General features: G+C 63.8%; 7 protein-coding genes and 2 pseudogenes. 3 read left to right on the forward strand and 6 right to left on the reverse strand.

The window, feature by feature from the left end:
• Nucleotides 1-63: 63 nt before the first annotated feature.
• The 6 genes from VSR68_RS18295 to VSR68_RS18320 all read right to left on the reverse strand — a co-directional run bounded on the left by VSR68_RS18295 (nt 64) and on the right by VSR68_RS18320 (nt 11099).
• Nucleotides 64-3378, reverse strand: a complete 3315-nt coding sequence (locus VSR68_RS18295) for an efflux RND transporter permease subunit (RefSeq protein ID WP_342941181.1) — start codon at nt 3376-3378, stop codon at nt 64-66.
• Between the two features lie 17 nt (nt 3379-3395).
• Nucleotides 3396-6521 carry an MdtB/MuxB family multidrug efflux RND transporter permease subunit gene (locus tag VSR68_RS18300; RefSeq protein ID WP_342941182.1) on the reverse strand — a complete coding sequence of 1042 codons (3126 nt, stop codon included), beginning with the start codon at nt 6519-6521 and terminating at the stop codon, nt 3396-3398.
• Between the two features lie 15 nt (nt 6522-6536).
• Entirely contained in the window at nt 6537-7958 is a 1422-nt protein-coding gene (locus VSR68_RS18305) for an MdtA/MuxA family multidrug efflux RND transporter periplasmic adaptor subunit (protein ID WP_342941183.1), read from the reverse strand.
• Between the two features lie 630 nt (nt 7959-8588).
• On the reverse strand, nt 8589-9425 hold the full coding sequence (locus VSR68_RS18310; protein WP_342941184.1) for an IclR family transcriptional regulator: 837 nt from the start codon (nt 9423-9425) through the stop codon (nt 8589-8591).
• Between the two features lie 344 nt (nt 9426-9769).
• A complete protein-coding gene (locus VSR68_RS18315; protein ID WP_342941185.1) occupies nt 9770-10420 on the reverse strand; it encodes a hypothetical protein in 651 nt (216 codons plus the stop codon).
• 184 nt (nt 10421-10604) lie between these two features.
• Nucleotides 10605-11099, reverse strand: coding sequence for a hypothetical protein (locus VSR68_RS18320; protein WP_342941186.1), 495 nt, complete (start codon nt 11097-11099; stop codon nt 10605-10607).
• A 1018-nt stretch (nt 11100-12117) separates the two neighbouring features.
• Here VSR68_RS18320 and VSR68_RS18325 point away from each other — a divergent pair.
• The 3 genes and pseudogenes from VSR68_RS18325 to VSR68_RS18335 form a co-directional block, all read left to right on the forward strand.
• A pseudogene (locus tag VSR68_RS18325) lies at nt 12118-12396 on the forward strand (HU family DNA-binding protein).
• 247 nt (nt 12397-12643) lie between these two features.
• Complete coding sequence (locus VSR68_RS18330) at nt 12644-13117, forward strand: MEKHLA domain-containing protein (RefSeq protein WP_428983529.1); 474 nt, start codon at nt 12644-12646, stop codon at nt 13115-13117.
• A gap of 70 nt (nt 13118-13187) precedes the next feature.
• Nucleotides 13188-13735, forward strand: a pseudogene (locus VSR68_RS18335) (IS6 family transposase); the annotation flags it as partial.
• Nucleotides 13736-13783 lie beyond the last annotated feature (48 nt).

Here is a 13783-nt window from a genome sequence, read left to right on the forward strand (position 1 = left end):
AGGCCAGCGACCCCGCAATGCAAGCCGAAACACAAGCCGCCGCGCACAGCGAGCCGAACGGGCTCAGCTGCCCGACGCAGCCGCCTGCGTCCCCTTGTTCTTCCGCGCCTCCCAGCGCACGCGCAGGCGGTCCATATACAGATAGACGACGGGTGTCGTATAGAGCGTGAGCATCTGGCTCACGATCAGCCCGCCGACGATCGCAAGACCCAGCGGCGCGCGCAGCTCCGCGCCTTCGCCGCGCCCGAACGCGAGCGGCAGCGCGCCGAGCAGGGCCGCGCACGTCGTCATCATGATCGGACGGAAGCGCAACAGGCAGGCCTGCTCGATCGCGTCGCGCGACGACAGCCCTTGCCGCGACGCGTCGATTGCGAAGTCCACCATCATGATCGCGTTCTTCTTCACGATGCCGATCAGCAGGATCACCGCGATCAGCGCGATGATGCTGAACTCCGTGTTGAAGAGCAGCAGTGCGAGCAGCGCGCCGACTCCCGCCGACGGCAGCGTCGACAGAATGGTCAGCGGGTGGATGTAGCTCTCGTACAGGATGCCGAGCACGATGTAGACGGCCGCGAGCGCAGCGAGGATCAGGATCGGCTGGTCGGACATCGATTGCTGGAACGCCTGCGCGGTGCCCTGGAAACTGCCGTGGATCGTCGCCGGCATGCCGATCTCGGCCATCGTCTGGTAGATGATCTGCGTGGCCTGCGAGAGCGACTTGCCGGGCGGCAGGTTGAACGAGATCGTCGACGAGACGAACTGGCTCTGATGGTTCACCGCGAGCGGCGTATTGCCCGGGCCGAAGCGGGCGATCGCGGAAAGCGGAATCATCGTTTCCTTCGAGGTCGACACGGCCGCGCCCGTCGACGCGCTCGACTTGCCGCTCGCCGCAATCGAGTTGTTCGCCAGATTGCGCGCGGAGTCGGCGGCGATGGCGGCCGCGCTCGACGCGGCCGTGCCCGCCGTGCCGCCCGCCGACGAACGCGTCGTCGCCGTCGTGGCCGACGTGACCGTGCCCGCCGTCGCATTGGTGGACTGCGAGCCGCTCGCGCTGCCGCCCGACGTGCTGACCCACACCTGGTTCAGCATGTCGGGGCTCTGCCAATACTTCGGCGCGACTTCCATCACGACGTGATACTGATTCAGCGGGTTGTAGATCGTCGAGACCTGGCGCTGGCCGAATGCGTCGTACAGCGTGTTGTCGATCTGCGCGGGCTTGATGTTGAGGCGCGCCGCCGTCTGGCGGTCGATCGTCACCATCGATTCAAGACCGGCCTGCTGCTGGTCCGAGTTGACGTCGGTGAGCTCGGGACGCTTTTGCAGCGCTTCCGTCAGGCGCGGCGCCCATTTGTACAGGTCGGCCGTCGTATCGGAGAGCAGCGTGAATTGATACTGCGCATTCGACTGCCGGCCGCCGACGCGTATGTCCTGCACCGCCTGCAGGAACGTCCGCGCGCCCGCGACGCCCGACAGCGGCCCGCGCAACTGCTGGATCACCTGATCGGCGGAAATCTTGCGCTCCGTTTTCGGCTTGAGCGACACGAACATGAAGCCCGAGTTGGTCTGCCGTCCGCCCGTGAAGCCGACCACGCTGTCGACGGCGGGGTTCGCCTGCACGATGCGCATCATCTCGGAGAACTTCACCTTCATCGCCTGGAACGATGTCGCCTGATCGGCCTGGATGCCGCCGACCAGACGCCCCGTGTCCTGCTGCGGGAAAAAGCCCTTCGGCACGATGATGTAGAGCGCGATGTTCAGCGCGATCGTGACGAACAGCACCATCAGGATCAGCAGCGGATGACGCAGCGACCAGCCGAGCGTGCGTGCGTAGCCGTGCTGCATCCTGTCGAAGCCGCGTTCGAGCCAGCGCGCGAAACGGCCTTCTTCGCGCTTCTCATGTGGCTCGGAGAGCAGGCGCGAGCACATCATCGGCGTGAGCGTCAGCGATACGATCAGCGACACGCCGATCGCGAGCGACAGCGTGATCGCGAACTCGCGGAACAGCCGCCCGACGATGCCGCCCATCAGCAGGATCGGCAGGAACACGGCGACGAGCGAAATGCTGATCGACATCACCGTGAAGCCGACCTCGCGCGCGCCGACGAACGCCGCCTTCATGCGCGGCATGCCGCTCTCGATATGGCGCGTGATGTTTTCCAGCACGACGATCGCGTCGTCGACGACGAAGCCCGTCGCGATGGTCAGCGCCATCAGCGACAGATTGTCGATTGAAAACCCGAGCAGATACATCGCCGCGAACGTGCCGATGATCGAAATCGGCACGGCCACGCTCGGAATCAGCGTCGCGCGCCAGTTGCGCAGGAACAGGAACACGACCATCACGACGAGCGCGACGGCGACCATCAGCGTGTGCTCGGTGTCCTTCAACGACGCGCGGATCGTCGTCGAGCGGTCGGCCGTCGGCGTGATCTGCGCGGCGGCGGGCAGCGAAGCCTGCAACTGCGGAATCATCGCCTTCACGCGGTCGATCGTTTCAATGATGTTCGCGCCGGGTTGCCGGTACAGAATGACGAGCACCGAGCGCTCGTTGTTCATCAGGCCGAGGTTGCGCAGGTCCTCGACGGAATCGACGACTTCGGCGACATCGGACAGATGCACGGCCGCGCCGTCGCGATACGCGATCACGAGGTCCTTGTACTGCGAAGCCTGCTTCGCCTGGTCGTTCGTGTAGAGCTGCACGCGGTTCGGGCCGAATTCGATCGAGCCCTTCGGGCTGTTCGCATTCGCCGAAGCGAGCGCCGCGCGCACGTCTTCGAGACCGATGCCGTAGTGAAAGAGCGCTTGCGGCTCCAGCTCGACGCGCACGGCCGGGTTCGCCGAGCCGCTCACGTCCACTTCGCCGACGCCGTCCACTTGCGACAGCGACTGTTGCAGCACCGTCGCGGCCGAGTCGTACAGCTGGCCCGCCGTCATCGTCTTCGACGTGAGCGCGAGAATCAGGATGGGCGCGTCGGCGGGATTGACCTTGTGGTAGGTCGGGTTCTGCCTGAGACTCGTGGGCAGGTCGGCGCGCGCCGCGTTGATGGCGGCCTGCACGTCGCGCGCGGCGCCGTCGATGTTGCGGTTCAGGCCGAACTGCATCGTGATGCGCGCCGAGCCGACGGAACTCGTCGACGTCATTTCGGTGACGTCGGCAATCGACCCGAGATGCCGTTCGAGCGGACTCGCCACGCTCGTTGCGACCGTCTCGGGGCTCGCGCCCGGCAGGCTCGCCTGAATCGAGATGGTCGGGAAATCGACTTGCGGCAACGGCGCGACGGGCAGTCTTGCGAACGCGAACAGGCCCGACAGCGCAATGCCGATCGCGAGCAGCGTCGTGGCGACGGGACGCTTGATGAAAGGGCGCGACAGGTTCATCGGTTCGGCCTCTTCATTCAGGCGTCGGCGTCGGTGACGGGCGGCGTGGAATGGCCGTCACGATGAAAGCGCGCGCGCAGACGCCGCGCGATCGAATCGAAGCCGAGATAGATCACGGGCGTCGTGAAGAGCGTCAGCAACTGGCTGACGATCAGGCCGCCCGCAATCGCGATGCCGAGCGGCCGGCGCAGCTCCGAGCCCGCGCCCGTGCCTAGCATCAGCGGCAGCGCGCCGAGCAGCGCCGCCATCGTCGTCATCAGGATCGGGCGGAAGCGCAGCAGGCACGCCTGATAGATCGCCTCGCGCGGCGGCTTGCCGTGCACGCGCTCGGCCTCGAGCGCGAAGTCGATCATCATGATCGCGTTCTTCTTCACGATGCCGATCAGCAGCACGATGCCGATGATGCCGATGATGTCGAGATCGTGACCCGTCAGCAGCAGCGCGAGCAGCGCGCCGACGCCCGCCGACGGCAGCGTCGACAGGATCGTCACGGGATGCACGAAGCTCTCGTACAGCACGCCGAGCACGATGTACATCGTGACGACGGCGGCGAGAATCAGGAACAGCTCGTTCGAAAGCGACGCCTGGAACGCGAGTGCCGCGCCCTGGAAGCGCGTCTGGAACGACGCGGGCAGGCCGATGTCCTTCTCCGCCTGCTCGATCGCCTTGACGGCCGCGCCGAGCGACGCGCCGGGCGCGAGGTTGAACGATACGGTCGTGGCCGGGAACTGGCTCAGATGCGTGACGAGCAGCGGCGAGGGCTTCTCATGAAAGCTCGCAATGGACGCCAACGGCACCTGGCCGCCCGTCGACGTCGACGACGGCAGATAGATCGAGTTCAGCGAGTCCGTGTAGTGCTGCATCTGCGGCTGCGCTTCGAGAATCACGCGGTACTGGTTCGACTGCGTGAAGATCGTCGAGATGATGCGCTGGCCGAACGCGTCATAGAGCGCGTTGTCGACGGTCGCGGGCGTGATGCCGTAACGCGCCGCCGACGCGCGGTCGATTTCCACGTACACCGACTGGCCGTTGTTCTGCAGATCGGTGGCCACGTCGACGAGTTCGGGCGACTGCTGCAGGCGCTCCATCAGCTTCGGCACCCACGTCGAGAATTCCTCGATGTTCGGATCGGTCAGCATGAACTGATACTGCGTCGGGCTCACCGTCGAATCGATGGTCAGATCCTGCACCGGCTGCATGTAGAGCGTCGCGCCCGGAATGTGCGACGTGTCGCGCTGCAACTGACGGATCACTTCGCTCGCCGTCGCGTCGCGGTCGTCGCGCGGCTTCAGGTTGATCAGCATGCGGCCGCTGTTCAGCGTGATGTTGCTGCCGTCCACGCCGATAAACGACGTCAGGCTCTCGACGTTCGGATTTTTCAGGATCTCGGTGGCGAGTTGCTGCTGGCGCTCGGCCATCGACGCGTACGACACCGATTGCGGCGCCTGCGTGATCGCCTGGATCACGCCCGTGTCCTGCACCGGGAAGAAGCCCTTCGGGATGAACACATACAGCACGCCCGTGAGCACCAGCGTCAGCACGGCGACGACGAGCGTCGAGCGATGCCGGTTCAGCACCCATTCCAGCGCGACGGCATAGCGCGCGATGATCCAGTCGATCGCCGCGTGCGCCTTCGCTTCGAAGCGGTGGCTTTCCTTGGGCGGCGTGTGGCGCAGCAGCTTCGCGCACATCATGGGGACGAGCGTGAGCGACACCACGGCGGAAATCACGATCGTGACGGCGAGCGTGATCGCGAACTCGTGGAACAGGCGCCCAACCACGTCGCCCATGAAGAGCAGGGGGATCAGCACGGCGATCAGCGAGACCGTCAGCGAGATGATCGTGAAGCCGATCTGCTTCGAGCCTTTCAGCGCGGCTTCGAGAGGCGTGTCGCCTTCCTCGACGTAGCGCGCGATATTCTCGATCATCACGATCGCGTCGTCGACGACGAAGCCTGTCGCGATGGTCAGCGCCATCAGCGAGAGGTTGTCGAGCGAGAAGCCGCACAGGTACATCACGGCGAGCGTGCCGATCAGCGAAAGCGGCACCGACAGGCTCGGGATGATCGTCGCGTAGATGTTCGCGAGGAACAGGTACATGACCAGCACGACCAGCACGACCGACATCAGCAGCTCGAACTGCACGTCGCGCACGGACGCGCGGATGGTCGTGGTGCGGTCGGTGACGATCTGCACGTCGAGCGCGGCGGGCAGCGATTGCTGGAGCGTGGGCAGCAGCTTCTTGATGCTGTCGACCGTCTGGATCACGTTCGCGCCCGGCTGGCGCTGCACGTTCAGGATGATCGCGGGCGTGTTGTCCACCCATGCGCCGAGCTTCGTGTTCTCCGCGCCGGAGACGATGCTCGCGACGTCCGTCAGCATCACGGGGCGGCCGCTCTTGTACGCGACGACAGCGCTCTTGTACGCGTCGGCGTCCGTCAGCTGGTCGTTTGCGTTGATCGTGTACGCGCGCGTCGGGCCGTCGAAGTTGCCCTTCGGCGTGTTGACGTTGAGGTTCGAGATCGTCGTGCGCAAATCGTCGAGATTGAGGCCATACGACGCGAGTGCGCGCGGGTTCGCCTGGATGCGCACGGCAGGGCGCTGGCCGCCCGACAGGCTCACGAGGCCGACGCCCGCGACCTGCGAGATCTTCTGCGCGAGGCGCGTGTCGGCGATGTCCTGCACCTGCGTGAGGGGCAGCGACTTCGACGTGATCGCGAGCGTGATGATGGGCGCGTCGGCGGGATTGACCTTCGCGTAGATGGGGGGCGCGGGCAGGTCCGACGGCAGCAGATTGCCCGCTGCGTTGATCGCGGCCTGGACCTCCTGCTCGGCGACGTCGAGGGGCAGATCGAGACTGAACTGCAACGTGATGATCGACGAGCCCGCCGAGCTTTGCGACGACATCTGGTTCAGCGACGGCATCTGCCCGAACTGGCGCTCGAGCGGCGCCGTCACCGACGACGTCATCACGTCGGGGCTCGCGCCCGGATAGAACGTCTGCACCTGGATGGTCGGGTAATCGACTTCGGGCAGCGCGGAAAGCGGCAGAAAGCGCAGCGCGACGAGCCCGACCAGCATGATCGCCGCCATCAGAAGGGCGGTGCCGACCGGGCGCAGGATAAAGGCGCGGGATGGATTCATGCGAAAGCCAGTACCTTATTCCGCCGACGTCTGCGACGCGTGCCGGTGACGATGCGCGCCGGATGCGCCGGCCGCACCAGATGCAGGCGATGCAGGCGATGCGCCCGATCCGGCGCGTGCAGCCGACGCGCCCGAAGCACCCGACGCGCCACGGGGACGGTCGGCCGGAATGGTGATCTTCGCGCCTTCCTTCAGGCGATCCGAGCCGTCCGTCACGACGCGCTCGCCGACCTGCAGGCCCGACGCGATGCTGGTGCGCTCGCCGTCGACGGGGCCGACTTTCACGGGGCGCACCGTCACCGTGTTGTCCGGCTTCACGACATACACGAACGCCCCCATCGAGCCGTTGAGCACGGACGACGTCGGCACGATGACGGCGTTCTTCACGACGTTCACGAGCAGGCGCGTATTGACGAACTGATTTGGGAACAGCAGGCTTTCGTTGTTCTGGAACGTCGCACGCAGCTTCACGGTGCCCGTCGTCGTGTCGATCTGGTTGTCGACGGTTTCCAGATAGCCCGCTTCGAGCGACGTCGTATTGCTGCGGTCATACGCCGTCACCGACATCTTCGTGCCCGCGTGCAATTGCTTGAGGATGGCGGGCAGGTTGTCTTCCGAGGTCGTGAAGATCACGCTGATCGGCTGCAATTGCGTGATGACGACAACGCCGTTCGTATCGCCCGGCGTCACGTAGTTGCCAGGGTCGACCTGGCGCAGGCCGACGCGGCCCGACACGGGTGCCGTGATGCGCGCATAGACGAGATCGAGCCTGAAGGTATCGATGTTCGCCTGATCGGACTTGACCTGGCCTTCGTACTGCCTCACGAGCGACGCTTGCGTATCGACCTGCTGGCTCGCGATCGAGTCTTGCGACAACAGCGTCTGATAGCGCTTCAGATCGATGCGGGCGGTTTGCAGGAGCGCCATGTCCTTCGCAAGCGTGCCTTCGGCGTTGGCGAGACTGATCTGATACGGGCGCGGATCGATCTGTGCGAGCAGATCGCCTTTCTTCACCATCTGGCCTTCCTGGAACGCGACCGTCTGCAGCGTGCCCGTCAGTTGCGTGCGCACCGTGACGTTCGCGAGCGGCGTCACCGTGCCGAGCGCGTTCAGCACGACGGGCATTTCGCCTTGCGTGGCCGCGGCCACGTGGACGGGCTGCGGCTGGTTCATGCCGCCCGCGCCGCCGCCGCGCCGTCCGCCGCGCGCCGCCTGCGCGCCGCTTGCACCCGCTGCCGCGCTCGCGCCGGCGTCGCTCCTGTTCCACGGATGCCAGCGCACCAGCACGATCGCCGCGATGATCACGACGGCGACGATCAGCGCGATCGTGCGGCCGCGATGCCGCCTGACGGCGCCGGGTCCGGGCTCATGTCCGGGAGGAGGGCTGGACGGACCGGCGTTGCGTGAAGATTCTGGCTGATTTTTTTGTTCGTCCATCGGTTCGATCAAATGGCTGGCGTGAATTGAAGCAAACGTGCGATGCGCGGCGCGCGAACTGATGCCTGCCGCGCGCGGGTTGTCGTGCTCGCGCTTGTCTGCGCGCCTGTTTGCGCGTTCGTCCGCGCGATGCTACGCGATGCGCGGCTCATCGAGATGACCATGACGTGACGGTGACGGCGGCCGCGCTCGCGGCCTGTCGCGTTGTCGACATGAATGACGGCTCCTCCCTGATGGCCGTGCTTTTGCCCGCTGCGCATCCGACGTCGCGTTGCCGCGGCAGCGCTCGCGCTGCTGCAACGGATGACCGGTCCGAGGGCCGCTTCGACGGGGCTGGCCGTTGCCGATGCGCGTCGCGTTGCATATGACAGGTATGACAGGCATCGTGGCCGGCCGCGCCGAAACCGGTTGCGCCGGGCGTCGGCGCGCGGGAAAGCATGATGCTACGTCCCCGGCCGAGTTACAGTCCAGCGGCGTATTTTTCGGCGGATTACGACCGTTACATACGGGTGAGTAAATTGAAAGCCTGCTGCCTCGCCGAGCGTCCGCGCAAGGTGGCGCGGTGACGGATGTACCGGCGGGGAGAGCGGCGCGAGTCGACGCGCGTCGACACGTCTCGCCGCGCGAAGCTCAATCGTCGAGCCGGCGTCCCGGCGTTCCGCCGATCTCATGGACGATCTTTTCGATCGTTTCGAGCAGCACGGGCGCCGCGCGCGACACGAGCCAGTCGCGCGGGCACTGATGCGCGGAGCCGCCGCAATTGACCGCGTAGCGCTCGCCCGACGGTCCGATGAAGCCCGCCGCGATCGCGTTGAGCCCCTCGTACCATTCGCCCGTCGCGATCGCGAAGCCCTGCGCAGCCGTTTCCCGCAGCGCCGCGTCGAGGCGGCTGCTGATGTGCCCCCACTCGTCGCCTGCCGCGGCCTGCAGGCCCGTCAGCAGACTCTGGCGATCCGTTTCGGAGAGCGCGGCGAGATACGCGCGGCCGACGGCCGTGCGGCTCAGGTCCATCCGCGAGCCGACGTCGAGGCGCGACACCAGCACGGCCGAGCGCGGCTTGATCGCATCGATGACGACCATGTCGAGCCGGTCGCGCACGGCGAGATGCACCGATAGCGACGTGCGCTCGGCGAGTTCGATCAGGAAGGGCCTTGAACGCGCGCGGATGTCGAAGTTGCGCAGGAAACCATTGCTCAGTTCGAGCACCGACGACGTGAGCACGAAGCGCTCGCTGTCGGGCAGGCGAAACAGAAAGCCTGCGCTGACGAGCGTCGCGGTGATCCGCGAGACGGTCGGCTTCGGAATGCCCGTCAGTTCCGTCAGCTCGCGATTGGAGAGCGGCGCGTCGGCGGCGGCAATGCGCCGGAGCACAGTCAGGCCGCGCGCGAGCGCAGTGACCTCGTCGCCGGAGCCGTCTTTTTCCTTCAGCGGATCGGTGGCAGACGGACGCGTCGATGACTGGTTCATGTGGTTTTTATGAAACGTTATTTCACTATAGTTGAACGCGCGTCGAGAGGCAGACGCCTCCAGGCCGCGCTCGGCCTTCTCTCAGCAAGGCCTAAGTCCTTTTTTCGTACGACCATTCATTGTATCGGATTGTGAGATGGAGGCCCGTCGAACCGCTCAAATTTTGCTTGACTTAGTCAGCATTACCATAAAAAATGGAACTATATTTCGAAACCGGAAAAGGTGTGCCCGCGCGCACATCGCCCGCATATCATTGCGCGTGCAACCAGTCCGCGCGTCGGTGTTAGTCCGGTTCGGCTCGCTTCGAGTGAGCTTCGAAGGCAGGATTTCTTCAGTACCGTCTCTCAGGTTCTAGCACGGCCCTCGGAATGGCTAGAACTTTTTGAAGGCGCCACGGCAACGTGGCGCCTTTTTTTTGTCCGTATCGGCGCACAACAAAGTCTGCTGCAACGTAAGGGGAGCGTACAGAGCTTGCGCGTACTAACCATGCGGCGAACCGGGTCCGCATCGGCCGTACGTGGCCGTGGCGTCTCGCCGTCGGCCATCAATCGTTCCAGCTGTTCGAGCGGGCTGCGATAGCCCAGTCCTGAATGGGGCGTCGCATTGTAGTTCGCGATCAGCGCGTCAAGCAGCTCCTGCGCATACTCGAATTGAAACCGGGTAACGAACGCTGCAGCTTCAGGATCAGTGCCGCGTCTGGATGCTGGCGAACTACCTGTCGTCGTAGCCAGTCGATGAAATCCGCCGGTCGTCAGGTGCCCGAAGAACGACTCGACGAACGGCCTGTCGTCCTTGCTGCGCCGGCGGCTGTAGCTTGCTGGATCCTGTGGTTTGATGATCCTTGCGCCTACAACATCGCGCAATACGCTTTCGACACGTGCGCAGGTATTGGCGAGCGCTCCATCAACGCTGAATTCGTCCCAGCACGCCCCCAAAAGTTGTGAGAGACGATATGAAGGTAAGCCCGCGCCCGGCACGTACGCTTCATTGCTCAAATGGAGCTCGCGCGGTCCACGGTATGAGCGCGCATCGCACGGCGCGCAGTACGTCCTCGGCTTTACATTCGCGCCGTAAGCTGAGGTGGTAGCCGAGCACTGCGCACGAGGCGACTTCGATCAGGACCACAACCCACAGACGATGAATTATCCGCGGCTCGGCGCCGCCGTGCGGAGACGGGACTCACACCATCATCCGGGAATCGAGCTTGTGTGCGTCGCATTCGACGCGCTCGAAGGGGGCTATCAGTGGTCGGCGCGTACCGTCGCCAGTGCGTGCCTTGCGCACTGCTTCTTCGCCACCACTCAATTGACGCGCTCGAACGGGGTGCTCTGCGAGTACCCGATCGATGTAGCGGGTGAGGGTCACGTAACCGCGCTTTTCGACGTTGAACGGCCATTCTCCACGGCGCTCGAAGCCCCAGCGACGCAACTCGGCCAGAAACCACCGGAAGACCGACATACGTGGTCGCCGCGGAGCTTCGAGCTCACCGCGTTTGCCGAGGATCCGCTCGCGCAAGCTGGCTTCAAAACCGCGTCCTGTCGGCGATTCGAATACCCATTGCAGCGCACCGACGGCCCCTCCACTCCATGCATTGAGCTTGAGTGGCGATGTCCGCTCGTAAGATTTCACGCGCGCGTGCGGTAACAGGCCACGCCAGCCGGTAGACACGCCCATCGGGATGCTGCCTCAGGCAGCATTCCGTCAACAGGCGATACGCCTGTGCGCGACTCATGCTACAGCTCGAATTGATCTGCGCGTCCGTGGCGCCGTCGAGATACAGGCGGATAGCGTGCTCTCGCCGTCGATACAGGTCACGCCGGTCGCATGACAACGAGAACTCGTCGACCTTTGCCCACTGTTCAAGATCGACGATGTTCGCCAGCCCCTCATTCGGGCTACCAACAGCGCGCAGCCGTGAGCGTCGGGTCATGTCACGCCTCCGCGATCACATCGACCTTTACGGGACGGTGCGACGCGGCTCGCGGCGTTCAGTAACCACCGCCTGAGGAGTTTTCTGAACTACTAGACGCGCCGTCGGCGCTTCGATTCGTATCGCTGCCCGCGACGGCGGATCCAGAGACCACGGCAATCCCGCAGACGACCAGACACGCAACGATAATCCGAAACTGCTTCATGGTGATCTCCCGGTTGGGGCGCCTGAAGAAGGCTCTTTTGGAGAGATATCGGGCGAGGTATTCGCTTCACTCGACCGATTCCAGCTTTCCGCTACGCTGCGGACGCACCGTGCGGCCCATCGCTAACGCAGGCATCGACATAGGTATAAACGCGCCAAACCGCCGGCGTATTCCTGTTGTGCCGACGACCGCCGCGAAACATCAGTTGAGACCGCACATTGCGTTACAACTTTAGTTGACGTTGCCACCGGGAATAGACACAACTTTAGTTGAAACGGGCTTGGGGCTCGGTGCCATACAGGGCGGGGGAGTTCGGGAAGTGTTGCGATGCACACCGGAAGCTACAACCTTAGTTGTGTGAGCGATATGGGCACTCGCTTGCTTGTCCAGTCCTGTTGGGACAGAATCCCGCGGCCGCGTATATGGTCCGCCTGATAAAACTCATGCGTACGGCTGCGATGCCTTTCCGAAAGCCTTGTGGGTTGCCAGGCACTATACACATGCGTTAGGGTTGCGTCCTGTCCACGACGTGCGGACGTTTTTCAACAGCAACTCACATGAACAGGCAGGAACTCACTGATGCGGTCGCCGCTCGCACCTGCGAGAGCACAACCAGCACGGGTGAAACCGTTGATGCCATCCTCGCCGCCGTGACCGCTGCCGTGACGCGCGGCGAGACCTTGCAGCTTGTCGGCTTTGGATCGTTTTAGACGGGTGCACGTGCCGAATGTAGTGGCCGTAACCCGTCGACGGGCGAGACCATCACGATCCCGGCGGCGAAGACCGTCAGGTTTGCGGCTGGCAATGCCTTCAAGGCCGCGGTGAACGCTGCCTGACATATTGTCCATGCACGTGTCATCCCCCTTCTGGGGCGAGAGTGCTATGTGACTTCCGGGATAGTTACTGGACCGGACATGCTAGTTGCGTTCGCATGTCACGCGCTACCTGTTCAAGCAGATCCGGTGAGAGCAGCTGCGATTCGAGTGGTCCCGCCACAATCTGGACCGTTATGCTCGTCAAGCTGTAACCGAACGTCGTCCCAGGCCGCATGTCCGAACGATACATTCGCAGGAGCCTTTTCCGATGCTACTGAGCACCGACACCAACACCAACTTCTTCCTTCTCCTCTCCGACAGCTACCGCCGGCTACTCGGGAAGTCGCTCGCTCCCGATGGCATGACCGTGTCCGAAGGTGCGGCGTGGCTTTACCGGACCGCCCCGTTTGGCATTCTTGCGCACAATACCGCTACGGATCCCATCTTCGTCTATGGCAACAAGCGCGCGCAGGATATCTTCGGATACGACTGGAGCGAACTCACGGCACTGCCTTCGCGCCTCTCCGCGGAAGCTCCCGAGCAAAGCGAGCGTCAGGCGTTCCTCGATCAGGTCACGCGCGCTGGCTTCATCACCGGATATCGAGGTGTACGTATCACCAAATCCGGCGCGCGCTTTTGGATCGAACACGCCACCGTGTGGCAGCTCACAGATTCGTCGGGAAACCTTCGCGGCCAGGCGGCAATGATTCCGGAAGTGAAGCTAATCGACGACAACGGTTGAGTTCATTGGCTCATGGTGCAATTCGGAGGGGCGGGGCGCTACCCCGGTCATTTGCGAATGCGAACTCACCATGAGTGCGCTCCGAGACATCGATTCGTTGTTCAATGGCCGCCACTTCGACCGCGAAGTCATGGTCCTGTGTGCCCCCCGGTACCTGCGTTACAAGCTCAGCCTTCACGAACTCGTCGAAATGATGGCCGAACGCGGCTTGTCGCTCGCACACGTGACGATTAGGCGTTGGGGCAAGCGTTTCACTCCCGAGTTCATCAAGCGCTAGAATCGCTTCGCCGTGCGAGCCGGTCAGTCGCGGCGGGTCGATGAGACGTACGTGAAGATCCGGAGCAAATAGGTCTACCTCTACCGTGCGGTTGATCGATCCTGCAAAACGGTTGACTTTCGGCTCAACGCCAGGCGTGATGTCGCCAAGGCCCAAGCCTTCTTCGCGAGGGCCATCAAGAGTCAGGGGCGTGTTCCAAAAACGATCAAGCTGGACTGCTACGCGGCGTCTCACCAAGCGGTGCGTGGAAGACTGAGACGTTACTACCGGAAGACACGATATTGCGATCGTCAAAGTACCTGAACAACCTGATCGAGCAGGATCATCGTCACGTCAAATCCACGCCTCGGGGTGGACAAAGCTTGCATACTGGGAGCGCGGGCTTGCGG

This window comes from Paraburkholderia phymatum (assembly GCF_038900715.1).
GTDB lineage: Bacteria > Pseudomonadota > Gammaproteobacteria > Burkholderiales > Burkholderiaceae > Paraburkholderia > Paraburkholderia phymatum_A.

What these genes read in the sequence shown, in the direction of transcription:
- VSR68_RS18295 (WP_342941181.1), bottom strand. Translation starts at nt 3,378, where the DNA reads ATGAACCTGTCGCGCCCTTTCATCAAGCGTCCCGTCGCCACGACGCTG.
- VSR68_RS18300 (WP_342941182.1), bottom strand. Translation starts at nt 6,521, where the DNA reads ATGAATCCATCCCGCGCCTTTATCCTGCGCCCGGTCGGCACCGCCCTT.
- VSR68_RS18305 (WP_342941183.1), bottom strand. Translation starts at nt 7,958, where the DNA reads ATGGACGAACAAAAAAATCAGCCAGAATCTTCACGCAACGCCGGTCCG.
- VSR68_RS18310 (WP_342941184.1), bottom strand. Translation starts at nt 9,425, where the DNA reads ATGAACCAGTCATCGACGCGTCCGTCTGCCACCGATCCGCTGAAGGAA.
- VSR68_RS18320 (WP_342941186.1), bottom strand. Translation starts at nt 11,099, where the DNA reads ATGGGCGTGTCTACCGGCTGGCGTGGCCTGTTACCGCACGCGCGCGTG.
- VSR68_RS18330 (WP_428983529.1), top strand. Translation starts at nt 12,644, where the DNA reads ATGCTACTGAGCACCGACACCAACACCAACTTCTTCCTTCTCCTCTCC.